A 23,178-nucleotide genomic window follows, 5' to 3' on the forward strand; every position below is an offset into this window, starting at 1 on the left:
CTGCGCGTGCGCGGGTGGTGGTGGCATGGTGAGCGTCGGCGTGGTCTCGGCGCTGGAGCAGCTGTTCGCGTGGGGCGCAGGGGCGGTGCTCGCGGTGGTGGTCGTGCTCGCCGGGGCGCGGGTCGTGCTCGGTGAGCGCGCGGCCGGTGACGGCGGCGACGACGGTGCGGCGCCGCCGCGGCCTAGGGCGGTGCGGCGGCTCGACGGGGCGCTGGTGGTCGGGGTGTGCGCGCTGGTCGTGTTGCTGGTGCTGCGGGTGGTCGCGGGTCTGCCGTGACCACCGAGGGACACGCGGGCGGCGCCGGCCGGATCGCGCTGCCCGACCGGCGCACTGCGTCAGCTACAGGTCTTCCACGCGAAGTGGTAGGTCGTCGTAATACTTCCGTCGGTCGAGTCCATCGAAATGAAACTGGTCGTGGCCTGCGGGTCGGACGTGCCGGCCGAGGCACGCAACTCGGCGTTGATGTTGAAATTACGTTCCTCGCCGCACGGAGCGAAGACAAGCGACGCGACATCGGTGCTGTCGGTGGTCTGCCAGTCGTCCTCGAACGGCCCGGAGAACGGGTGGTTAATGAATGCGGTCTGCCGCATTCCCTGGAAATAGTAGTTCGCCCGTTCCAGCGCGGTCGCGCCCGTTTCCAGGTGTGCGAAGCCCCGGTAGTCGGCCTCGGCGATCGCGTAGGTGAAGCCCTGCGGCACGTGCACGCGCAGGTTGAGCTGGCAGTTCTTGCGGAAGTCCGTCGGGCTCGCGCCGACTCCGACCTGCGCGAGGAAGCTGCTGTAGGTCACGGTGAAAGCGGTGTTGTCGGGCGCGACCGCAACGGCCGCGGATCCGGCAGGGCAGCCAGAGCCATTGACGGTCACGACGTCGATGACAATCTTGTCAGGTGGTGGGGGCGTGTTCCACGATGGTGCGGCGAATACCGAAAGGGCCACACCGGCAACAGCCAGCAGGGTAAGCATGGGATCCCTTCCCAATACTTGACGGCCTGTCCGCCCGGCACATCACCTTAGCGCAAGTTCACCATTCACGACCCCACTGAACGGAGCAAACGGACATATTCGGAGTTCACCGAATCTGCCGACCGAACCGGGTCGCCAATGCCGATACCGGCGATCCGGCGGGCCGATCGCGGCTTCCCGAATGGGTTCGCCTCTGGCGTTGACAGCCGCCGATCGGATTGCCATGCTTCCTGGGCACGTCGGCCGTTCCGGTTCCCGGGCGGCCAGGGCCGAGAGGCGCTGCGACGGACCCTCACCGGTCCGCCACGCTCGGCTCGCGACGACCAACGCAAGGGCGCCTCCTTACCCAGGAGGTGTCTTTTCCCGTGTCGACAACGAGTCCAGTTCAGGCCGGCAACATCGGCGGTATCGAGTTCGCGGTCGCGGACCTGTCGCTGGCCGAGTCAGGGCGGCATCAGATCAGGTTGGCGGAGCACGAGATGCCCGGCCTGATGGCGATCCGCCGGGAGCACGCCGAGCGGAAGCCGCTGCGGGGGGCGCGGATCGCCGGATCCCTGCACATGACGGTGCAGACCGCCGTGCTGATCGAGACGCTGGTGGAGCTCGGCGCGCAGGTGCGATGGGTGTCCTGCAACATCTTCTCCACGCAGGACGAGGCCGCCGCCGCGGTCGTCGTCGGGCGCGACGGCACGCCAGAACGGCCGGCCGGCACCCCCGTGTTCGCCTGGAAGGGCGAGACGCTCGCGGAGTACTGGTGGTGCACCGACCGGCTGTTCGACTTCGCCGACGGGCAGGCGCCGACGATGATCCTCGACGACGGCGGCGACGCGACCATGTTGGTGCACAAGGGAGTCGAGTTCGAGGCGGCCGGCGCGGTGCCGCAGCCGACCGAGGACGATTCCGAGGAGCACCGGCTGGTGCTGCGGACCCTCGCGGACAGCCTGGCCAGGGACGGCAGGCGGTTCACCAGGATGGCCGAGGAGCTGCTCGGTGTCACCGAGGAGACGACCAACGGCGTCAAGCGGCTCTACCGGCTCGCCGAGGACGGCGCGCTGCTGTTCCCGGCGATCAACGTGAACGACTCGGTGACCAAGTCCAAGTTCGACAACCGCTACGGCATCCGACACTCGCTCGCGGACGGCATCAACCGCGCCACCGACGTGATGCTGGCCGGCAAGCTGGCGGTGATCTGCGGGTACGGGGACGTCGGCAAGGGCTCGGCCGAGTCGCTGCGCGGCCAGGGCGCGCGGGTCGTGGTGACCGAGATCGACCCGATCTGCGCGTTGCAGGCGTCGATGGACGGGCTCGAGGTCGTTCTGCTGGAGGACGTCGTGGAGCGGGGCGACATCTTCGTCACGACGACCGGCAACTTCGGCATCGTGATGGCCGAGCACATGGCGCGGATGAAGCACAACGCCATCGTCGGCAACGTCGGGCACTTCGACAACGAGATCGACATGGCCGGCCTGGCGCGGGTGCCGGGGATCCGGAAGATCGAGATCAAGCCGCAGGTGCACGAGTGGGTCTTTCCCGACGGGCACTCGATCATCGTGCTGTCCGAGGGCAGGCTGCTGAACCTCGGCAACGCCACCGGCCACCCGAGCTTCGTGATGTCGAACTCGTTCAGCAACCAGGCGATCGCGCAGCTGGAGCTGTTCACCAGGCCGGAGGCGTACGAGCGGCAGGTGTACCGGCTGCCCAAGCACCTCGACGAGAAGGTGGCGCGGCTGCACCTCGACGCGGTCGGCGCGCGGTTGACCACGCTGAGCAAGGAACAGGCCGAGTACATCGGGGTCAGCGTGGAAGGACCGTACAAGCTGGATCACTACCGCTACTGACGGATGGCTGTTGGCCGCGAACCGGGTCGGCCTCGACGGGCGCGGGGTCCGCGAGCGCCCAGTTCGCGGCCAGGTGGCGCACCTCGGCCAGCAGGTCGGGCAGGAACAGGACGACGGTGTCCGGGGCGATCGCGCGCAGCTCGTCCGGGGACACCACCGGGATGCGGGTGCCCGGCATCCTGCGGCCGTGCTTGGCCGGCGCCGCGTCCGCGACGGCGACCAGGAGGTCCGCGTCGATGTTCGCCTGGCACAACAGGGCCACGGCGCGGGACGCGGCGCCGTAGCCTGCGACCACGCTCCCCCGGTCCGCCTCGCGCGCCAGCCAGGCGCGCAGGGTGGCGGCGCTCCGGCTCGCGGCCGGCTGGAGGTTCGCCAGCCGGTCGGGGTCGTGCACGCCAGCGGCGGCCTCGGCCGCCAGCAGTCGCGTGACGCTGTCGTCGGGCTCGCCGCCGCGCGCGGCGGCGAGCAGCACCGTGCCGCCGTAGAGGTCGAACCGCCAGGCGGACCTGGCGGTGAGGCCGGCCACGCCGAGCAGCCGGATCAGCGACTCGGTGGAGTAGTAGGCGAAGTGGCCGTGCCGCAGGGCATTCCACTGTCCGTTGTGGATGATCGCGGCGAGGGAGTGGAACTGGAACAGGGCGACGCCGCCTGGTTCGAGGCGGTTCGCGCGCTCGGCGACGGCGGCGGCCTGGTCGGCGCAGTGCATCAGGCCGAAGCAGTCCAGCACCACGTCGGCCGGGCGCCCTTCGGCCGGGGGCCGCAGGCCCCGGTCGGCCAGCAGCGGCAGCCAGCTCCCGCCGTGCGGGCTGCCGTACTCCAGCACGGTGGCCCCGGCCGGCAGCAGCCCGGCCGCGCCGGCCAGGTCCACCGCGCGCGCCGCCTGGGCGAGGAGCGCGGCCGGCTCGACGCCGAGTGGTTCTTCCGGTGCGGTCTCGTCCTCGGCGAGCTGGGCCAGGCCGCAGGCGTCGCAGAGCCACATGCGCAGCGGATGCCGCCGGTCCGGCCCGAGTTGGGTCGCCGGCGGGAAGGCGTCGCAGGGTGGTTGGTCGCCGAGGTCGAGCAGCACTCGACCCTGGCGGGCCCGGCAGCCCCGGCACACCGGGACGGTCACGGCGCCGGTCTCAGGTCGGGGCCGAGCGTGCCGTCCGCGCGACGGTCGGTGAGGCGGGCGAGGCGGGTGTAGCGGCGGTCGAAGGCGAGCCGGGTGAGCCCGTGCCGCAGGTAGGCCTCGTAGAGCTCGGCCGCGCCGGCCCGAACCGTCCACTGTGGATCGTAGTCCGGCAGCAGCGCGCGGATGCGGGAGAAGTCGACCCGGTAGGAGCGCGGGTCTCCCCCGGCCTCGCCGGTGATCACCAGCCGCGATCCCGGCACCACGGCGGCGACCTGTTCGGCGATCTCGGCCACGGTCGCGTTGTTCTCGGCCATGCCGACGTTGAACGCCCTGGTGTGCACGGCCTCGCGCGGGGCGGCCAGCGCGGCGAGGAAGGCTGCCGCGATGTCCCGCGCGTGCACGAGCGGACGCCACGGCGTGCCGTCGGACAGCACCCGCACCTCGCCGCTGAGCACCGCGTGCCCGACGAGGTTGTTCAGCACGATGTCGGCGCGCAGCCTCGGCGAGACGCCGAACGCGGTGGCGTTGCGCAGGAACACCGGGCTGAAGTCCGCGTCGGCCAGCTCGGCGAGGTCGTCCTCCACCAGGACCTTGCTCGTCGCGTACGGGGTCACCGGCCGCAGCGGCGCGTCCTCGCCGACGAGCGCGTCGCCCGCCGCGCCGTACACCGAACACGTTGAGGCGTAGAGGAATCTGCGCACCCCGGCGTCCCTGGCCAGCCGGGCGAGGCGGGTCGAGGCGAGGTGGTTGACCGCGTAGGTCAGCTCGGGGTCGAGCGCGCCGAGCGGGTCGTTGGACAGCGCGGCCAGGTGCACGATCGCGTCCACCCCGCGCAGGTGCTCGGGTCGGACGTCTCGGAGGTCGACCGCGTGGCTCGGCGGCGCGGCCGGCGGCGGGCCGAACACGCAGTCCGCGTACAACCCGGAGTCCAGCCCGATCACCTGGTGCCCCGCCGCGGCGAGCAGCGGGGACAGCACGCTGCCAAGGTAGCCCTGGTGGCCGGTCAGCAACACGCGCACGGGTCAGCCCGCCAGGTCGAGCGTGAGCTTGTCGACGAAGAACGCCTCGGCGAACCTGGCCCTGCACTGCACCCCGCGCAGCCGCGCCAGCCCGAGGAAGGTGTCGCGGCCGAACCAGTCGCGGCCCAGCTGCGAGTGGTAGTGCTCGTGCAGCAGCGCGACCTTCTCGTCGAGGACGGCCTCGGTCAGCGGCTGGTACGCCGTCGGGCGGCCGAGGTCGCCGTCCCACTTCGCGATCTCGTAGCCGAGGGTCAGGTGGTCGCGGAACACGGTCGGCGCCAGCTCGGCTAGCAGCCGGTGGTCCTGGTGGGCGTCGTGCCGGTTGGGCGCGAGAACGAGATCGGGCGCGGCGCGCCCGCGCAGTGCCTCAAGCGCCCGCTTGACGCGCTCCCAGCGGGCGGGCAGCAGGCCGTCCGGCAGGTCGAGCACGGTGACGTCCAGGTCGGCGTCCGGGCAGCACGCGACGAGCGCCCCGCGTTCCTCGGCCTCGCGCGCGGTGCCGCCCCCGGTGCACACCAGGGCGTGCACGCGCAGTCCCGGCCGCGCCGCGCACAGCGTCAGCAGCGTGCCGCCTGCCCCGATCGCGATGTCGTCGCAGTGCGCGCCGAGCGCCACCACCTCGCGCACCGGTCCGCCGCCCAGCCCGATCACGGGGCCATCCCGTGTTCCCAGCGCATCCACGGCCGGTCGCCCGCCGCGTAGGCGGTGTCCAGCGCGGCGCACTCCTTGAGGGTGTCCGCCGGCTGCCAGAAACCCTGGTGGGGACTGGCGAGCAGCCGCCCGGCCTTGGCCAGCTCGCCGCAGGCGTCGGCGACCAGGTCGCTGCCGGGCGGCAGGTGGTCGAAGATCTCCTGCCGCAGCACGAAGTAGCCGCCGTTCTCCCACAGCGGCAGCTCGCTGACCGGGGTGATGCCGTCCACCAGGCTCGCCTCGCCGAGCGTGACGCAGTGGAAGGACTGCTGCGGCGGCACCACCAGCATCGACGCGGCAGCGTCGCTGGCCGCGAACCGGTCGACCTGCTGGTCAAGCGGCGCGTCGGTGAGCACATCGGCGTAGTTGGCCAGGAACATCTCCTCGTCGGCGACCAGGTGACGCACGCGGCGGAGGCGTTCCCCGATCGGCGAGTCCGTGCCGGTGTCGGCGAAGGTGATCGTCCAGTCGCTGATGTCGGTGGACAGCAGCTCCAGCTTTCCCTCGCGCAGCACGAAGTCGTTGGACGCAGTCTCCAGGTAGTTCAGGAAGAAGCTCTTGATGTGCTCCGCGCCGTAGCCGAGGCACAGCACGAAGTCGGTGTGCCCGAAGTGCGCGTAGTACCGCATCACGTGCCACAGCAACGGCCTCGGACCGACCAGGTGCATGGGCTTCGGCACGTCGTCGGCGGGGCCGGTGCGCATGCGCATGCCGTATCCGCCGCAGAACAGGACGACCTTCACGACACCACCTCGAGTCGGGGGATGGGAAAGACCAGTCGGCCGCCCCAGTCGCGGACGTAGGACAGCTGCGTGACGAGCTCGTCGCGCAGGTTCCACGGCAGCACCAGCACGTAGTCGGGGCGGTCGACGGCGATGCGTTCCGGTGCGTGGATGGGGATCCGGGTGCCCGGGGTGAACCTGCCGTGCTTGTAGGGGTTGCGGTCCACGGTGTAGGCCAGCAGGTCCGGCCGGATGCCGCAGTGGTTGAGCAGCGTGTTGCCCTTGCCCGGCGCGCCGTAACCGACGACGGTCCTACCCTCGGCGGCCGCGTCGAGCAGGAACCGCAGCAGGTCGGCGCGGATCCCGTCGACCCGCTTGGCGAAGCCCCGATAGCCGGACAGGTCGTGCAGGCCGGCCGCCCGCTCCTGTTGCAGGACCCTGGTGACGCGCGCCGAGTGCCGGCCTGCGGCGACGGACGGCCTGGCCCACAGGCGGATCGAGCCGCCGTGTGTCGGCAGCAGCTCGACGTCCACAATGGACAGATCGGCTTCGGCCAGCGCGCGCTGCGCCGAGGCGACCGTGTAGTACTGGAAGTGCTCGTGGTAGATGGTGTCGTACTGGTTGTCCCGCACCAGGCTCAGCAGGTGCTGCACCTCGATGGAAACCCACCCGTCGTCGGCGACCAGCTCGCGCAGGCCCGCGGTGAACCCGAGCACGTCGGGCACGTGCGCGTAGACGTTGTTGGCCACCACCAGATCCGCCGGGCCGTGCTCGCTCCGCACCCGCGCGCCGGTGTCCTTGTCCAGGAACGCGGTCAGCGTCGGCACCCCGCGCGCCCTGGCGACCGCGCCGACGTTCACCGACGGCTCGATGCCAAGGCACGGCACGCCCGCGTCGACCAGGTTCCGCAGCAGGTAGCCGTCGTTGCTGGCCACCTCGACGACGAACGATTCCGCGCCGAGCCCCAGCCCGGCCGTGGCCGCGGCGACGAAGTTCCGCGCGTGCGCCACCCAGCTCTCGGAGTACGAGGAGAAGTAGGCGTACTCGGTGAAGGTGTCCTCCGGCGTGATCTGCGCCGGGAGCTGCACGAGCAGGCAGTCCGGGCACACCCGCAGGTGCAGCGGGTAGGTCGGCTCGACCGCGTCGAGCTGGTCGGCGGTGAGGAATCGCTCGCACGGCGGCGTCGCGCCGAGGTCGACCACGCTCGCCAGCACCGGCGATCCGCAGAGCCGACATGCCTGCGGAGGAGCGCCTCCGTCATGGGATTGGTGATGCCACAGCGCCAACGACCCGACCTCGCATCCCGTGGAGACAGCGTGTGCCAGGTTGGTGCGGGTGCTGGCCGGTCGTGACGCGAGGAGTGGGTGCGGCTCACCCGCGCGGGTTACCCCGTCGGGCAGGGCTCCCTGCTGGCGGCGGTTTCCGCGTCTCGGCTCGCGGCGCGCTCCCACTCCCAGGTGATGCCGTGCGCGCCAGCGTCGAGGTCGAAGGCGATGGCCTGGGCGGTGTGCGACGAGCCGATCGGCAGTTCCTCGCCGCGCCGAGGGTCTTCGGTCAGCCGGAAGCAGCGCGCCGGCAGCGCGGCGGGGTCGAAGTGCACCTGGAGGACGTGCTCGCGCGCGGCGGTCCGGAACCGGCGCTCGCACCGGACGGTCGGCCGACCACCCGGCGGGCAGCGCATGGCGATCTCGAGCACGGTCTGCTCGCCGGCACGCAGCGTGCGGTCGAGCAGGATCTCCACCGCCAGCCAGCCGGTCGACTCGTGCGCCTCGACACGGCCGATCGAGCCGTAGGCGACCGCCACCGGCTCCGGCGGGCAGCGCGGGTCGTCGGCGCGCAGCAGCGCAAGGTAGCGCGAGGCGTGGTCGACCTCGGCGCGCACCACGATGGTGGTGCGCACAGCGTACTCGGCCCGGTCGGCCCCGATGTAGAAGCGGTCGTGGGCGACCACCGGCTCGACGTCGCGGTACCAGTCGCCGCCCATCGCGGCGAGCAGCCTGCGCAGCGGAATCCGGTCCTCCCAGACGGCTTCGAGGTCGAGGGCTGGCGGGGCGTCGATCGTCCTGCGGCCGCGCGGGCGGGGCGGGCCGAGGAGGCTGACCAGCGAGTCCGGCGGCAGCAGCAGGACCTCCTCAAGGACCCGGACCGCACGCAGCGACTCTGGCCGTTCCGGTCGGCAGCGGCCGCGCTGCCAGGAGCTCAGCGTGGTGACGCCGACCGAGACGTCCCGTTGCCGCAACCGGTGTCGGATGCGTTCCAGCCCGAGGCCACTTCGCGCGACGGCGGCTTGCAGTGCCTGGGCGAACGGCCCCTCCCGCAGGGCCTTGGCCACGGCACGATCCCCCACGTCGGACAGGGTCAGCGGGCGCACGGCCGTGGTGCGGCCGGCAGCGTGCTCTGCCATGGTGCCTCCGGTGATCGGCGCATCCTCACCATGACCGCCGCACCGGTTACTTGTCCAGACCAATTTCGGTCATAGACAGAACGATTGGACGCGGAACTCTTAATCTTGCCACTCCTCCGGCAGCTCGCCGCCGCTCTCGATCCACCGCGTCAGATCCCCCAGCCACACCTCCATGTCCGCGCCGCTGAACACCTGATCCGCCGGGGTCTCGGCCTTGAGCACGTCCCGCGCGAACTCGACGATGTTCTCCAGCATCTCCGAGGGATCCGGCGTGAACGCCGCAGGTAGGTCGCCCTCGCGCGCCATCCGATCGAGGCCGAGGAACGCGCTGGCCATGGCGGCATAGGCGCTGCCCCTTGCCGTGACGTCGTCGCCGGCCGCCTCCAGCGCGGCCTGGGCGCGCAGGATGTCGGAGTGGTGCCGGTCCGGGGTGTAGGGCTCGTCCTCGTGCATGTCGGTCATGCCGGTGACCGTATCCATAGTCGGCCAACGGGTTCGCCATCCCCCTGAACGGGTGACACCCGGAAAAACGAGTCCCGCCAACGGTCCGGATCCGCTGAGACGGCGTCCGCGCGCCGGTTCTACCGGGAGGCAACGGAACACAGCAGCTCAGACGCGGTCGGCATGCAGAGAGTCCGTCCGGTTACTTGTCCAGACCAATTGAGTCACGGCACACTCCCGGAACGGAGTCCGCTACACACGGTTTGCGAGGTAGCGGGCTCCTCCAGCGCTGTCCAGGCCGCCGAATGACAGATGCAGGAGGTCTACATGCGAATGTCGATGCGGGCACGTGTGCTCGCCGGGGCGGCCGCCGTCGCGGCAGCCACCGCGCTGTGCTGGCAGGTGGCCGACCACGGCAGCACGGCCGCCGCCGCCGGCACCCAGAGCGGCACGGTCAACGGCGGTCCCGACACGTTCACCCAGGCGCTGCCGACCGGCGCGCCGTCGCAGTACAACAGCCCGCTCGAGCGGTGCGCCAACGGAGTCGACCACCCGATCGGCGGCGGCAACCCGATCCTCAGCGAGCCGGCGACGACGCAGTTCACCAGCAACGTGCCGCTGACGGTCAGCGTGCGCGGCACCGGCGACCAGTGGTACGGCGACCGGCAGCTCGTCTTCACCAACCGTTCCAGCAAGTCCCTCAGCGTCGACTGCGCCGTGCTGATCTTCCTCGGGCCGTCCGGCTCGGACAACCACAGCTACACCAGCACGCAGGCGTACGGGCACCCGCAGCAGGACTACGTCGAGGTGCCCAAGGGCAACGGCACCTCGTACTACATCGCCAGGCTCGGCTTCCACGACGTCGTGGCCGGCCAGCGCACCGTCGACGCGGGCCAGACGTTCACCTACACGCTGTCCGGCGCGCCGGGTTCGCTGACGGTGGACCAGATCCGCGACTCGATCCGCTTCTACGCCGACCTCGACCTGCACTCCAACAACGACCTGGTCAGCAAGTACGGCACCAACCGGCTCACCAACTAGTCGGTGCGGTGGCGGGGCCGAACTCGGCCCCGCCACCGCGACACGTCCGAAACGGTGCGCGATGACCCGCAGAACTTCCCTGTTCGCCGCACTTCTCGCGGTCGCCGCGCTGTGCGGGTGCTCCGCGCAGGCCGCCGACGCCCCGGCCCCCGCGCCGTCGCGGACGAGCGCTGGCCCGACCGACCGGTCGCCGACCGAGGCCAAGGCGCTCGCGGACACCTACTTCGGCCTGCTGGCCGGCGGCGGCTGGTCCCGCGCGTGGGACCTCTGGACGGCGGCGGCACGACGGTCGGTGACCAAGGAGGAGTTCGCCGGTGCCAGCGCGGCCTGCCGGACCGCGCGCGGCGTGCCCTACCGGACCGAGCAGCTCACCCTCGTGGACCGCGACACCGCGGTGGTGCCGTGGACGCGCGCCGCCGTGCACGGGTCCAACCGGATCCTGTTCGAGGACGGCGCCTGGCACATCGAGCCGACCGAGCAGCAGACCCACCCGGACCGCTCCTGCGGGTAGCGGAGTGTGACGGAGGAAACGGAACACCGGGGTACCGCGACCCGTTGTACCGGTGGTCGACGTGACAGGCGTTCGGCGCCGCACCCGGAGTCAGCCCGACACCGGCGGCGCTTCCCACCCCCAAGGCACGCCAACCTCGGGTCACCCCGAGGGCTCCTGTGGTGCGCCCGCGCCTACGTCGACCGCCGTCGGCCGGCCGGAACTCCCCCTCGCCGTGTCCGGTCGACGGCACCCCGCCTTCCGCGTTACCGCGTTACCGCTTCACCGCGACGGATCGAGCACGAGCTTGCCGGTGGTGCGGCGGGCCCGCAGATCCTCGTGCGCGCGCCGCGCCTGCGACAGCGGGTACTCGCCGCCGGGCACCACCCGCAACCTGTCCTCGCCGACCAGCGCGAACAGCTCGGCCATCGCGACGCCCATCACGTTGCCAGGCAACAGGTACGCATGCGGCAGCCACATGCCGGCCACGGCCGTGGAGTGCCGCAGCAGGTTGGCCGGCTTGACCGGGTTCGGCGTCTCGCGGCTGGCCATGCCGTAGAAGGCGAGGCGGCCGAACGGCGCGAGCGCGGCCACGCTCTGGTCGGTCACCCGGCCGCCGGTCATGTCCAGCACCACGTCGACCCTGCGCCCGCCGTTGGCCTCGCGCAGCACCGCGGTCATGTCCTCGGCGGTGGAGTCGACGGCCACGTCCGCGCCGAGGTCCAGCGCCAGCTTGCGCTTGTCCTCGGTGCTCGCGGTGGCGATCACCGTGCCGGCGCCCCACGCCTTGGCCAGCTGCACCACTATCGAGCCGACACCGCCGGCCGCCGCGTGCACGACCACCGTCTCGCCGGGTTCGAGGTGCACGCTCTTACGCAGCAACAGCCACGCCGTCGCGCCCTGCACGACCATGCTGAGCGCGGTGGTGTCGTCCACCCCGTCTGGCACGTCGAACGTCTGCGGCGGCCGGGCCACCGCGCGCTCGGCGTAACCGCCGCTGGCCAGCATCGCCACCACGCGACGACCGTCCGGCGTGCGGCCGACCACCTCGCCGCCTGGCACGACCGGCAGCGCGGTCTCCGAAAGGTAGGAGTTCTCGGCCTGGTGGGTGTCGGCGTAGTTGACGCCGGCCCTGCTCACCTCGATCAGCAGCTCCCCGTCGCGGGGTGCAGGATCGGGGATTTCCGCCTGGACAAGAACCTCCGGGCCGCCGAACCCGGTGATCTGGATGGCGCGCACTGAATCAGACCTCCTGCTTGATGGAGTCGTCCCAGCCGACGGTCTTTCCGTCGTCCGTGCGTGGTCCCGGCACGTTGCGGAACTGGAAGGGCTCACTCGGTCGACCTGGCTGGACCACCCAGCACTCGCCGGTGCCGGTGCCGGCCAGCACCGTCGTGAACGCCTCCGCCACGACGTCCGCGTCCAGGATAGGCATGCCGGCCCGTTGCAGCGCCTTCTTGATCCCGGTGAGGATGGCGGTGTCGGCGAAACCGGGGCACAGCGCGTTGACCCGGATGTGGTGCTCGGCGAGCGACGGGCCGAGCGAGCGAACCAGGCCGGCGACGGCGGCCTTGTTCGCGGCGTAGATCGGATCGAGCGGCACCGGCGTCAGGGCGGCCAGGCTCGCGGTGGCGATGATGTCGCCGCCGCCGCGCTCCCGCAGCGCGGGCAGCGCCGCGTGCAGGCCGTACACCACGCCGTCCAGGTTGATGCCCATCACCGCGCGGTACCGCTCCGCGTCGAAGTCCTCGCCGACGCCGAAACCCGTGCCGACACCGGCGTTGAGCGCCACGATGTCCAACCCGCCGAAGCGGTCGACCGCGCAGGCGACGGCCGCCGCGTTGTCCTCGGGTGATCGGACGTCGCACCGCACGAACAGGCCGTCGAACTCCTCGGCGACGGCCGCGCCGCCCGCCTCGTCCACGTCGGCCACCACGGATCGCACACCGAGGCCCGCCAGCCTGCGCACCACCGCGGTGCCGATGCCGCTTGCTCCGCCGGTGACGAGCGCGATCTTTCCCTGGTACATCAGTTCTCCGTGTTCTCGTAGAGCGCGCCGAGCGCGTCGGCGTGCATGCGGTGCACGACCGAGCGGCGCAGTTTCATCGTCGGGGTGACCTCGCCGGCGTCCTGGGTCAGATCGCGGTCGAGCAGCACGAACTTCTTGATCTGCCCCGCCCTCGCGTACCTGCTGTTGGCCGCGTCGACGGCGGCCTGCACCAGCTCGCGGACCCTGGGTTCGCCGGACAGCGCGGCGAGGTCCTCCGGCAGGCCCTGCTCCCGCGCCCACGGCAGGAGCCGCTCGGCGTCCAGCGTGATGACCGCGACCAGGTAGGGGCGGCGGTCGCCGTAGATGACCACCTGGGACACCCAGGGCGACTGGCGGAGGTCGTTCTCCAGGTTGGCCGGCGCGATGTTCTTGCCGCCCGCGGTGATGATGATGTCCTTCTTGCGGCCGACGATGGTGGCGTAGCCCTCGTCGTCGATCGCCGCGAGGTCGCCGGTGTGCAGCCAGCCGTCGACGAGGACCTCGTCGGTGGCCTCCTGGTTGCGCCAGTAGCCCTGGAAGACCTGGCGGCCCCTGATGAGCAGCTCGCCGTCCTCGGCGATGCGGATGTCGCTGCCTGGCACGGGTTTGCCGATGGTGCCGAACCGCTGGTCGTCCAGGCGGTTGATGGTGCCAGACGCCGTGGTCTCGCTCATCCCCCAGCCCTCGACGACCGGGACACCGGCCGCGTTGAAGAACTCCAGGATCTCCTGCGCGATCGGGGCCGCACCGGACACCGCGACGCGCAGCCTGCCGCCGAAGACGTTGCGGATGTTGCCGAACAGCTCGGCCTCAGCCTTGTCGAACACGGCCCTGGTCCCGGCGTCGACCTCGGCGCCGACGCGGTCCGCGTCCCGCACAGCAAGCCCGACGCGGACCAGCGGCCCGATCTGCTCGGCCGGCACCTGCGCGCTGACGGCCGCGTAGATCTTCTCGAAGACGCGCGGGACCGAGGGCAGCACGGTCGGGCTGGTCTCCATGAGGTCCGGCACGATCGCGGTGACTCCGGCGCTACAGAACACCGCGGCCGCGCCGACGCCGAGCGGGGACAGCGACGCGCCCTGACCGTAGATGTGCGCCAGCGGCAGGAACACGTAGACGACGTCGTCGCGCTGCGGGATGCCGAGCATGCGGTTGATGTCCACATTGGCCATGACGTTGCTGTTGCTCAGCACGCATCCCTTGGAGGGCCCCGTTGTTCCCGAGGTGTAGACGATCAGCGCCGGGTCCTCGGCACGCACGAGCGCGGTCCGCTCGGCGACGGCGTCGTGGTCGAGTTCCGCGCCCCTGGCGCGCAGCTGTTCGACGGTCGGCACGTCGGCGCCTGCCGGCTCGATGACGAACACGTGCGCGAGGTCTGGCAGCTGGCCGCGCACGGCCTCGACCTTGGCGACCTGGGCGGCCGTCTCGCACACGACGGCGATCGCCTGGGAGTCGGCGAGGACCCAGGCGCACTCCTCCGGCGAGCTGGACGGGTAGATCGGCACGGTCACCCCGCCGGCCGAGGCGATGCCCAGCTCGACGGGCAGCCACTCGTACCGGGTCTCGGCGAGCACGCACACCCGGTCGCCCAGTTGGAGGCCGAGCGCGAGCAGTCCGGCCGCGATGGCCGTCGCCTCGTCGGCGAGCCGGTCGTAGCGGACGTCGACCCACTGTCCGTCGGCCTTGTGGCGCGCCGCGGTTCTGTCCGCGAACCGCTCGGCGGCGTGGCGCGGCAGCTCTGCGAGGGTCAGGGGAAGCGGGGATTCACACTGCTCCATTGCGGTGCCTCCAGCCGATCGTCACACATTCCGACCAGTCGGTATGGTGCTTGGGGTGCGGGGCGACGTCAAGGGCACGGCCGGTGCGGACCGGCGGGGGTCTGGCGGCGGCGCGCGCGGCACCGGTAGCTTCTAAGCAAGCGCTTAGCCATGCCAGCATCGTCACGACGAGGAGATCCCAGGTGCCCAACACTCCGACCCGAACAGCGATCATCACGGGGGCCGGCCGAGGCATCGGCGCCGCCATCGTGCGCCGCCTCGTGCAGGACGGCATGTCCGTCGCGGTGCTCGACCTCGACGAGGCCACCGGAAACAAGACCGCGGCCGAGATCACCGCCGAGGGCGGCAGGGCGATCTTCGCCAAGGTCGACGTCACCGACCCCGAGCAGGTCAAGGCCGTGGTGGCCCAGGTCGCCGAGGAGGTCGGGCCGCCGACCGTGCTGGTCAACAGCGCCGGCATCATCCGCGACAACCTGCTGTTCAAGATGACCGAGGACGACTGGGACCTGGTCATGTCCGTGCACCTGCGCGGCGCGTTCCTGATGACCCGTGCCGTGCAGTCCCACATGGTCGAACAGAAGTGGGGCCGGATCGTCAACCTGTCCAGCACCTCCGCGCTCGGCAACCGGGGCCAGGCCAACTACGCCACCGCCAAGGCCGGCCTCCAGGGCTTCACCAAGACGCTGGCCTTCGAACTCGGCCAGTTCGGCATCACCGCCAACACCATCGCGCCCGGATTCATCGTCAGCGACATGACGGCGGCCACCGCCGAGCGGATCGGCGTGTCCTTCGAGGAGTTGCAGAAGGGCGCGGCCGCACAGATCCCGGTGCGCCGCGTCGGCTACCCCGAGGACATCGCGCACGCGGTGTCCTTCTTCGCGAGCGAGGCGGCCTCGTTCGTGTCCGGCCAGGTGCTCTACGTGGCCGGCGGCCCCAAGAACTGACCGGACCGCAGGAACCGATCTGACCGCAGGAACCGATCCGACCGCAGGAACCCATCTGGCGAAACCGACCTGGAGGCGATCAATGCGCGTGTTCTCCGACCTGGCCCAGCTGGCGCTGGCCAAGGGCGAGCACCTCGGCCACGGCGAGTGGACCACGGTCGACCAGCAGCAGGTCGACCTGTTCGCCGAGGCGACCGGCGACCACCAGTGGATCCACGTGGACACCGCGCGCGCCGCGGCCGGCCCGTTCGGCGGCACGATCGCGCACGGCTACCTCACGCTGTCGCTGATTCCCAAGCTGACAGGCGACATCTACACCGTCGAGAAGCTGACGATGGGGGTCAACTACGGCACCAACAAGGTGCGGTTCCCCAGCCCGTTACTGGTCGGGTCGCGGGTCAGGGCCGGGCTCGAGCTGATCGAGGTCACCGAGGTCGCCCAGGGCGTGCAGGCCGTGATCCGCTGCACCGTGGAGATCGAGGGCAAGGACAAGCCGGCGTGCGTCGCGGAGACCGTGGTGCTGTTCGTGCCATGACGGACCGTCGCCGGGTGGGCCCGGTCGCCCACCCGGCGACACCGCGGTGTCACGGGCACCACGGTGTCACGGGCACCACGGGCTGCTCGTGCGCCCGGCGAACCGCCCGCACGAGCCCTGGTCCTTGGGCTCTCCCCCGTCCTCGACCCGCTGCACCGCGATGAACTTGTCGGTCGGCACCTGCTGGTTGACCACACCGCCGAAGTCGATCACGCCGCTCTCGCCGTCGAGCGGGGTTTCGTGGATTCCCTTCAGCTCGTGCCAGACCGCCCCCGGCGTGAGCGGGAGGCGCCCACCGCTCTCGCGCAGGTGCTCCACCGCCGTGACGTAGGTCCGCACGGCGTCGTAGGACAGCGCGACGTAGCCGTCCGTCGAGGAGTCCTTCGAATCGCCCCGACACGCCTGCGGGAACAGGATTCCCATGGTGTGCCAGAGATCGGTCTGCCGGATGCAGAACGGCGAGCCGAGGGCGAAGGACAGGTAGTCGAACGGGATCGCCGGATGCCGCCCGCGCAGCCCGAGGTCGGCGACGAACCTGGAGATGTCGTCGTCGCCGAGGATCCTCGGCGGCCGGGAGTTGCAGCTGTCGTTGACGCCGTCGAGCATGGTGGCGAAGTCGTCCGGCCTGCCGGCGAAGAAGACCAGCCCGTCGTACCCGCAGGTGTCCTTGCCGACCTGGTAGGGGCCCGTGCCGGGCGCCTGCGCGGCCAACGAGTACGCCGGCACGTACGCCCGCGTGTCGACCTCGAAGTCGACGCCCTTCGCGGCGAAGCTGGACTGGAGGTCCTCGCGCAGGTTGTTGCTGTAGGTGTCCTGCCGGTCCGCCGAGTACAGGATGCGCACCTTGCGCGCGATCGGCTCCGACGCGACGGCGAGCCGCCGCGCCGCGTAGGCGGCCGCGACCTCCCCCTCCCTGCGGTCCTGCGGCGAGAGCTGGAAGTACATCGGCGAGTGTTGGGTGAGCCCGTCGGCGGACAGCGTGGTGGCGAGCATCGGCAGCCCGACGTCGTTCAGCGCCTCGATGGTGCGGACGGTCGGCTCGCGGGTCTGTTCCAGGCCGACCACCCCGATGATGGACGGGTCGTCCGCCGTCATCTGCTTGAGGATCCCGGCGACGTCCGGGCCGTGCAGGACCCGGTCTCCCGCGTTCGCGAGGAGGAGCCGCACGATCGGGTCGCCCGGGCCGTTCTTGTCCAGCTGCCGGGACTGCGCGACCGCCAGCCCCTCCAGGCTCTCCCGCTCGGTGAACAGCTCGTCGGGGGGCTGGGCGAGCGAGCTCAGAGCCGCGACGAAGACGAGCGAGAAGTAGGGGCGACTCGGGCTGGCCCGATGGAGATCCTCGGCGCGACGGTTCAGCCCGGCGACCGTGTCCTCGACGGCGCTGAGCCGAGCGTCGTTGGCCTGGAAGGAGAATCCGTACGCGCTCACGCCGATGCACTCGTCGCCCATGGCTTGCAGCGTGGCCGCGTCGACCGCGAACGGGGTGAGGCCGCAGTGCTGCTGCCGCCACCGCGCGCCGCCGAGCACGGCCGCGCCGAGGACGACGAGCACGGCCAGCAGCGAGACCCAGCGGCGGGTCCACACCGGCGGCGGGTCGACCGTCAGCGGCTTGATGCTGTCCAGGTCCTGTCTGGCCTCGACCTGGCCCTCCGCACCCGGCGCGAGGGTCGGCGGCACCTCGATGGGCAGGTACCAGGCGGTGGAGGTGCGGGCTCGGGTGTGTGAGTTGAACTGCCCGCACCAGGCGTCGTAGGCACCGAGCGCGCGAGGCCTGCCAGACCCGTTCCGGGGCCTGCGGGTCGTCCAGCTGGACCGCGTCGGGCGGCACTTTCCTGCTGCCGCTGACCACGAGCAGCGGGTCGAACGCGCCGGTCTCGTTGCGCACGTCGTTGATCAACTCGAGCAGCCGGTACCCGCCGTTGGCCCTGGTGATCCCGTCGAGCAGGACCACGAGGTAGGTGGTGCGCCGGGCCCCGCGCAGCCGCCACGGCCTGCGCACGTAGGCCTGCCGGATATCCGCGAGAAACGCGTTCACCAGGAACCGCAACACCTGCTCGGGATCCTCCTCGGCGCGCATCCCGACGGTGAGGCGTTCGGCGAAACCGATGAAGGTTCCCGGATCCCTCGGTGCGAGATAGGGCTGGCGCAGGAACCACCGGTACTCCGCGCCGACTCCCGGCACCAGCCCCCTGATCTTGGCGAGGAACCAGACCGGCGGGACCAGGCGCACCAGCAGCCTCGACCAGGCCGGCGCCGGCGTCGCCTTCGTCAGCTCCGACACCGGGTCCCGCAGCAGCCACCCGTACCGCCTGCTCCGCAGGTCCCGCTCGCGCAGCCTGCGCCGCAGTTCGTCGTCGGACCCCGCGCCGTCGGCGTCGAGGTCCTGGTTGATCAGCCAGTGCGCCAGCCCGAACCGACGGAACCGAATGCGGCCGCCGCGCGTGTTGGCTCCGGCGGCCAGTTTCGTCGACAGCACGAGCAGCGCGGCGCGGATGCTGTCCACGTCCTCGTCCGGCCCCGGTTCGTCCCGCGTAGCCGGCGGCGCAGGCGCACGCGCAGGAAAGGTGTGCAGGACGTGGGGAATCCGGCCGGGAGTCGCGTCGTGCAGGCGCTTGGCAAGCGCGGGCAACAGCGCGGCCTGGTCCGCGTCGCGGACCAGGCACATCATGGGAATACCCCGGCGGCGGGCGGTCGCGCGCGGCCAGCGCGCCGCGGCCGGCGGCGCCTCGCCGAAACGGGGCCTGCGCACCAACGCGCGCACCAGTTCGACAATGTCCTTGGCACCGGAGAAAACGGGCATCGCGGCTTCTTGTCCGCGGTCGACCCGCACGCCTTGATCCACCATGAACGGTCCCTTTGGTGGCTGCCACCGTAGGACAGCCGGCAGTGTGCGATTGGCGCGCCCCATCGGTCGCGCAGGCACCGCACGATAGTCGGACCAGCTCCGCGCGGAATCATCTTTGCCGTGGCATTCAGCCATTCAGCCGGACCGCGCGTCGAATCCCGGGTTACTCCCGGGTTTGCGCCTAGGGACGCAGCGACGCGAGGAGCAGGTCGGCGAAGTGGTCGCCTACCTGCTCGGCGGACAGCGGACCGCTGTCGCTGTACCAGGTGCCGAGGTGGTGCACGGAACCGAAGAAGTAGGCCACCACGAGGTCGGCCGGGGTGTCCGCGCGGAACACCCCCGTCCGCTGCCCCTCCTCGACCAGGGCACGGAACCGCTCGTGGTAGCGGCGGCGTTCGGCCCGAACCTCGCGCTGCTTGTCCGGCCGAAGGTGATCCATGGACCGGTAGAACACCTTGGCCTCGTCGAAGTTCGCGATGCTGGTGACGATCACGTCGACCGCAGCGGCGCGCAGCCGGTCGGCCACCGGCGCGGCGCTCGCCACGAACCGTTCGAGGCGTTCGGTCTGCATCCGCAGCACGCGACCGTAGATCTCGTGCAGCAGGTCGTCCTTGGACCCGAAGTAGTGGTACATCGCGCCCTTGGTGACCCCGGCGAGGTCGACGATCTCCTGGACCGCGACCCGGTCGAAACCCTTCTCCGCGAACAGTTTCGTCGCGACGGACACCAACCGCTCCGGCACCGGGCCGAGCGGCTCGACGCCGAGTGCGCGTGCCGCCACCGAGGTCCCTCCCACTGCTGTCCGCTCGTCCGGGCGAGTGCGGCCGTCCACAGCAGAATAGCTGGGCAGGTCAGACGATGACGGCTCCGCCGTCCACCACGACAGTCGTGCCCGTCACGTAGCCGGAGGCCGCCGAGGCCAGGAACAGCACGGTGGCCGCGAATTCCTCCGGGTCGCCCGGCCGCGCCAGCGGCAGCCGGCTCAGGTGCGTCTCCAGGTAGCCGGGCGCGTACTGGTCGGACATCTCGGTGGCGAAGTAGCCCGGCGCGATCGCGTTGACGCGGATGCCCTTGCGGCCGGTCCACTGCGCGGCGAGGTCGCGGGTCAAGCCGAACAGGCCTGCCTTCGAAGCGGAGTAGGCGGCCTGCGGCAGGCCGCCTGACACCAGCCCGATGATGCTGGAGATGTTGACGATCGAGCCGCCCTCGGTCATCACCGCGGCGGCGGCCTGCGCCATCCAGTAAGCCCCCAGCAGGTTGACGTCGAGCACGCCGCGGAACTGCTCCGGCGTCTCGCGGGAGGCCGGCACCGCCGTGCCGACGCCCGCGTTGTTCACCAGCACGCCGACCGTGCCGAACTCGGCCGCCCGCTCGGCCAGCCGCTGGCAGTCGGCCGGGTCGGCGACGTCGGTGCGCACGCAGAGCGCGCGCCGGCCCGCGGCGGCGACCAGCGCGGCGGTCTCCGCGAGCCGGTCCTCGCGGCGCGCGGCGAGCACGATGTCCGCACCGGCCTCGGCCAATCCCTTGGCCACGGCGACGCCGAGCCCGGAGGACGCGCCGGTCACGATGGCGACCTTGCCGTCAAGCCGGAACCTGTCCAGAATCCCCACGGTTCTCTCCCTACAGACCGAGCGATCGACCGAACCCCAAACCGGGCTACAGACCCAGCTCGCGGCCGATGAGTTCCTTCATGATCTCGTTGGAGCCAGCCCAGATCTTGGTGACCCTGGCGTCCATCCACGCGCGGGCGGCCCGGTACTCCGTCATGTAGCCGTAGCCGCCGTGCAGCTGCACGCACGCGTCCAGCACCTCGTTCTGGATCTCCGCGCTCCACCACTTGGCCTTGGCCGCATCGACGGAGGTCAGCTCACGCGCGTTGTGCGCCAGGATGCACTGGTCGACGAACGCCTGTGTCACCTCGACCTTGGTCACCAGCTCCGCGAGCAGGAACTTGTTGTGCTGGAACGATCCGATCGCCTGACCGAAGGCCTTGCGCTCCTTGGTGTACTCGATGGTCTCGACGAGGATCTGGGCCGCGTGCGCGAGGTTGGCGACCGCGCCGCCGAGCCGTTCCTGGGGAAGCCGTTCCATCATGTGCACGAAGCCCCGGTCGACCTCGCCGATCACGTTGCCGGCGGGCAGCCGCACGTCGTCGAAGAACAGCTCGGCGGTGTCCGACTCGGGCTGCCCCACCTTGTCGAGCTTGCGGCCGCGTTCGAAGCCGCGCATGCCGGCCTCGACGCCGAACAACGTGATGCCCTTGGCGCCGCGTGCCGGGTCGGTGCGCGCGGCGACCACGACGAGGTCCGCGGAGTAGCCGTTGGTGATGAAAGTCTTGGAACCGTTGAGGATCCAGTCCGAGCCGTCGCGCACCGCGGTGCTGCGCAGGGCGGCCAGGTCGGAGCCGCCGGACGGTTCGGTCATGCCGATCGCGGTGGTCAGCTCGCCGGAGCAGAACCGGGGCAGCCAGCGCCGCTTCTGCTCCTCGGTGGTGAGGTCGACCAGGTAGGGCGCGACGACGTCGGCGTGGATGCCGATGCAGGAGGAGACGCCGGCGCTGAGCTTGGACAGCTCCTCGCCAAAGACCGCGTTGAAGCGGTAGTCGCCTGCCTCGCTGCCGCCGTGGGCCTCGGGCACCTCAAGGCCGAGCAGGCCCTGCCTGCCGGCCTCGAGCCAGACGTCGCGGTCGATGAACCGCTGCTCGACGAACTTCTCGTACCTGGGACGCAGTTCCCGCGCCACGAAGGCGCTCGCCGACTCACGGAACGCGTCGTGGTCCTCGTTGAACAGCGTGCGCCGCACGGTGACTCCTTCGGACGGCCGGTTTCGGGGCTCGCGCCGCGGACCGGCGACATACTAAGCGGTCGCTTATGCCTAAGCGCTCGCTTAGCGTGCAGTACGATTCGAGTTCCTGTCAACCGTCGCCGACCCCGGCCGCGCGGAGGGATCGATGAGCACCGACGACGCCCCAGCCCCGCCGACCGAGGCCGACCTGCTCGACGCGACCTGGCAGCAGGTCACGCCGGAGGCCGCGCGCCGGATGCTCATCGCCGCCGTGCAGGCGTTCGCCCAGCGCGGCTACCACGCCACCACGACCAGGGACATCGCCGCGCTCGCCGGCATGAGCCCGGCCGCCGTCTACATCCACTACCGCTCCAAGGAGGAGCTGCTCTTCCAGATCAGCCGGCTCGGACACGAGCTGGCGCTGGAGGTGCTGCGCGGCGTCGCGGACAGCGAGGACGGCCCGGCGGCGAGGATGGCCGCCGCCGTGCGCGCCTTCGCCCGCTGGCACGCGGAGTTCCACACCACGGCCAAGGTCGTGCAGTACGAACTGGCGGCACTGTCCGCCGAGCACCACGCGCAGATCGCCGCGCTGCGCAGGCGCACCGAGGCGCTGCTGCGCGGGATGATCGCCGACGGCGTGACCGCCGGCGTGTTCGCCGTCCCCGACCTCACCGGCGCGACCCTCGCTGTGCTGTCGCTGTGCATCGACGTCGCCAGGTGGTACCGGCCGGGCGGCCGGCGCGACCCCGGGCAGATCGGCGACCTCTACGCCGACCTCGTGCTGCGGATGCTCGGCGCGGCCTGAAGCGCGCCTGAAGCGCGTTCGCCGCTGCTTTCCCTGCGCGGCAACGGGTATGGTCGTGAGTCGGACGGCGTTGTGCGGGCACGACGGATGGGGGACGGGGTCCAGATGCATCGGGCTGGCTCGGCATCGTGGCAGATCGGCATCAATCGGTGGAGCCACGCGTTCGACGTGGCGCTGTGGTTCCGGGCGGTGGAACGCATCGAGGTACCCGCCGGGGGCATCGTGCCAGGGCCGTTGGACATCGGGGCCGTGCCGGAACCCAGTCCCGACGCAGGCGATCCGGCCGAGTTGGTCCCCAGCTGGCTGGGTTGGTGGCGGGCGCTGGCTGAAGCGCCGCGGCGCACGCCGCCGTTCAACCCGGAGCGACGGCAGGGAGAGGCCGCGTTCATCCCGCCGGACTTCACCGGGCTGGCGGAGTGGCCCCGGCTGCGGCAGTTGGTCGCCGGCCGCTGGGAGGATGCCTACCAGTGGCACACGGCCCGCAAGCGGGCCGCGCGCGGGCCGGCCGGCCGGGGCGACGACCGGACCGGCCAGGTGGTCGCCGACATCGAGCGCGAACTCGGCCGCAAGGCGCTGCCCTTCTCGCTGGACCTCGTGGTGCTGCCGGTGGTCGACGACGAGGTGCGGCGCCTCGGCGGTGACCGCTACCTGGTGCCGGAGGCCATCGCCGACGGTCCGAGCTGGCCCTCGGCGCTGCGAGCACTGGTGACCCCGATCGCCTAGAAGTGTCCTGAAGATC

23 protein-coding genes and 1 riboswitch are annotated in these 23,178 nt (G+C 71.2%); of the genes, 8 read left to right on the forward strand and 15 right to left on the reverse strand.

The genetic code is table 11. From position 1 onward, the window contains the following. The first annotated feature begins 25 nt into the window (after positions 1–25). On the forward strand, positions 26–277 hold the full coding sequence (locus tag F0L68_RS15800) for a hypothetical protein (RefSeq protein WP_149850329.1): 252 nt from the start codon (positions 26–28) through the stop codon (positions 275–277). Between the two features lie 59 nt (positions 278–336). Here F0L68_RS15800 and F0L68_RS15805 read toward each other — a convergent pair whose 3' ends face one another. Continuing rightward, positions 337–963 (reverse strand): DUF4360 domain-containing protein, encoded by a 627-nt coding sequence (locus F0L68_RS15805; RefSeq protein ID WP_149850330.1) that lies wholly within the window; start codon positions 961–963, stop codon positions 337–339. A gap of 265 nt (positions 964–1,228) precedes the next feature. Continuing rightward, a riboswitch (S-adenosyl-L-homocysteine riboswitch) is annotated at positions 1,229–1,310 on the forward strand. A gap of 18 nt (positions 1,311–1,328) precedes the next feature. Between F0L68_RS15805 and ahcY the strand changes: the two genes are divergently transcribed. Then, positions 1,329–2,801 (forward strand): adenosylhomocysteinase, encoded by a 1,473-nt coding sequence (gene ahcY, locus F0L68_RS15810; protein ID WP_223198826.1) that lies wholly within the window; start codon positions 1,329–1,331, stop codon positions 2,799–2,801. Here the strand turns inward: ahcY and F0L68_RS15815 are convergent. The 7 genes from F0L68_RS15815 to F0L68_RS15845 form a co-directional block, all read right to left on the reverse strand. Continuing rightward, the gene (locus tag F0L68_RS15815; RefSeq protein ID WP_149850331.1) at positions 2,758–3,912 is read right to left on the reverse strand and encodes a class I SAM-dependent methyltransferase; all 1,155 of its coding nucleotides are present in this window, start codon (positions 3,910–3,912) and stop codon (positions 2,758–2,760) included. The two genes, ahcY and F0L68_RS15815, sit on opposite strands and share 44 nt — an antisense overlap. Further along, positions 3,909–4,931, reverse strand: coding sequence for an NAD-dependent epimerase/dehydratase family protein (locus F0L68_RS15820; protein ID WP_149850332.1), 1,023 nt, complete (start codon positions 4,929–4,931; stop codon positions 3,909–3,911). Before F0L68_RS15820 ends, F0L68_RS15815 begins: the two co-directional genes overlap by 4 nt. Positions 4,932–4,934: 3 nt before the next feature. Then, a complete protein-coding gene (locus F0L68_RS15825) occupies positions 4,935–5,582 on the reverse strand; it encodes a PIG-L deacetylase family protein (protein ID WP_149850333.1) in 648 nt (215 codons plus the stop codon). Further along, on the reverse strand, positions 5,579–6,364 hold the full coding sequence (locus F0L68_RS15830; protein WP_149850334.1) for a glycosyltransferase family protein: 786 nt from the start codon (positions 6,362–6,364) through the stop codon (positions 5,579–5,581). The genes F0L68_RS15825 and F0L68_RS15830 overlap by 4 nt, the downstream gene beginning before the upstream one ends. Then, positions 6,361–7,557, reverse strand: coding sequence for a class I SAM-dependent methyltransferase (locus F0L68_RS15835; protein ID WP_240542979.1), 1,197 nt, complete (start codon positions 7,555–7,557; stop codon positions 6,361–6,363). Before F0L68_RS15835 ends, F0L68_RS15830 begins: the two co-directional genes overlap by 4 nt. A 170-nt stretch (positions 7,558–7,727) precedes the next feature. Beyond that, positions 7,728–8,747, reverse strand: a complete 1,020-nt coding sequence (locus F0L68_RS15840; RefSeq protein WP_149850335.1) for a hypothetical protein — start codon at positions 8,745–8,747, stop codon at positions 7,728–7,730. 99 nt (positions 8,748–8,846) lie between these two features. Further along, a complete protein-coding gene (locus F0L68_RS15845) occupies positions 8,847–9,209 on the reverse strand; it encodes a hypothetical protein (protein ID WP_149850336.1) in 363 nt (120 codons plus the stop codon). Between the two features lie 306 nt (positions 9,210–9,515). Here F0L68_RS15845 and F0L68_RS15850 point away from each other — a divergent pair, with 306 nt between their 5' ends. Together F0L68_RS15850 and F0L68_RS15855 are read left to right on the forward strand one after the other, a co-directional pair. Then, positions 9,516–10,229, forward strand: a complete 714-nt coding sequence (locus F0L68_RS15850) for a hypothetical protein (protein ID WP_149850337.1) — start codon at positions 9,516–9,518, stop codon at positions 10,227–10,229. Between the two features lie 61 nt (positions 10,230–10,290). Next, a complete protein-coding gene (locus F0L68_RS15855) occupies positions 10,291–10,740 on the forward strand; it encodes a hypothetical protein (protein WP_149850338.1) in 450 nt (149 codons plus the stop codon). A gap of 261 nt (positions 10,741–11,001) precedes the next feature. Here F0L68_RS15855 and F0L68_RS15860 read toward each other — a convergent pair whose 3' ends face one another. From F0L68_RS15860 to F0L68_RS15870, 3 genes are read right to left on the reverse strand one after another with little or no spacing between them, the layout of a single operon-like run. Then, positions 11,002–11,958 carry a quinone oxidoreductase family protein gene (locus tag F0L68_RS15860; protein WP_149850339.1) on the reverse strand — a complete coding sequence of 319 codons (957 nt, stop codon included), beginning with the start codon at positions 11,956–11,958 and terminating at the stop codon, positions 11,002–11,004. A gap of 4 nt (positions 11,959–11,962) precedes the next feature. Further along, positions 11,963–12,748, reverse strand: coding sequence for an SDR family oxidoreductase (locus tag F0L68_RS15865; protein WP_149850340.1), 786 nt, complete (start codon positions 12,746–12,748; stop codon positions 11,963–11,965). Further along, positions 12,748–14,526 carry an AMP-dependent synthetase/ligase gene (locus tag F0L68_RS15870; RefSeq protein WP_149850341.1) on the reverse strand — a complete coding sequence of 593 codons (1,779 nt, stop codon included), beginning with the start codon at positions 14,524–14,526 and terminating at the stop codon, positions 12,748–12,750. The genes F0L68_RS15865 and F0L68_RS15870 overlap by 1 nt, the downstream gene beginning before the upstream one ends. Before the next feature lie 182 nt (positions 14,527–14,708). Here F0L68_RS15870 and fabG point away from each other — a divergent pair, with 182 nt between their 5' ends. Both fabG and F0L68_RS15880 read left to right on the forward strand, forming a co-directional pair. After that, positions 14,709–15,470, forward strand: coding sequence for a 3-oxoacyl-ACP reductase FabG (gene fabG / locus F0L68_RS15875; RefSeq protein WP_149850342.1), 762 nt, complete (start codon positions 14,709–14,711; stop codon positions 15,468–15,470). 82 nt (positions 15,471–15,552) lie between these two features. Continuing rightward, positions 15,553–16,005, forward strand: coding sequence for a MaoC family dehydratase (locus F0L68_RS15880; protein WP_149850343.1), 453 nt, complete (start codon positions 15,553–15,555; stop codon positions 16,003–16,005). A gap of 66 nt (positions 16,006–16,071) precedes the next feature. Here the strand turns inward: F0L68_RS15880 and F0L68_RS15885 are convergent, their stop codons facing one another. The 4 genes from F0L68_RS15885 to F0L68_RS15900 form a co-directional block, all read right to left on the reverse strand. Continuing rightward, a complete protein-coding gene (locus F0L68_RS15885) occupies positions 16,072–17,682 on the reverse strand; it encodes a type 1 periplasmic-binding domain-containing protein (RefSeq protein WP_149850344.1) in 1,611 nt (536 codons plus the stop codon). 1,349 nt (positions 17,683–19,031) lie between these two features. Then, positions 19,032–19,631: a TetR/AcrR family transcriptional regulator gene (locus tag F0L68_RS15890; RefSeq protein ID WP_149850345.1), complete on the reverse strand. Its 600-nt coding sequence runs from the start codon at positions 19,629–19,631 to the stop codon at positions 19,032–19,034. 70 nt (positions 19,632–19,701) lie between these two features. After that, positions 19,702–20,460 carry an SDR family NAD(P)-dependent oxidoreductase gene (locus F0L68_RS15895; protein ID WP_149850346.1) on the reverse strand — a complete coding sequence of 253 codons (759 nt, stop codon included), beginning with the start codon at positions 20,458–20,460 and terminating at the stop codon, positions 19,702–19,704. Between the two features lie 46 nt (positions 20,461–20,506). Then, positions 20,507–21,652 carry an acyl-CoA dehydrogenase family protein gene (locus F0L68_RS15900; protein ID WP_149850347.1) on the reverse strand — a complete coding sequence of 382 codons (1,146 nt, stop codon included), beginning with the start codon at positions 21,650–21,652 and terminating at the stop codon, positions 20,507–20,509. Positions 21,653–21,800: 148 nt separating this feature from the next. Between F0L68_RS15900 and F0L68_RS15905 the strand changes: the two genes are divergently transcribed. Both F0L68_RS15905 and F0L68_RS15910 read left to right on the forward strand, forming a co-directional pair. Then, a complete protein-coding gene (locus F0L68_RS15905; RefSeq protein ID WP_149850348.1) occupies positions 21,801–22,439 on the forward strand; it encodes a TetR/AcrR family transcriptional regulator in 639 nt (212 codons plus the stop codon). A 105-nt stretch (positions 22,440–22,544) separates the two neighbouring features. Then, positions 22,545–23,162 carry a hypothetical protein gene (locus F0L68_RS15910; protein ID WP_149850349.1) on the forward strand — a complete coding sequence of 206 codons (618 nt, stop codon included), beginning with the start codon at positions 22,545–22,547 and terminating at the stop codon, positions 23,160–23,162. Positions 23,163–23,178: the final 16 nt, after the last annotated feature.

Source organism: Solihabitans fulvus, assembly GCF_008386585.1.
GTDB lineage: Bacteria > Actinomycetota > Actinomycetes > Mycobacteriales > Pseudonocardiaceae > Solihabitans > Solihabitans fulvus.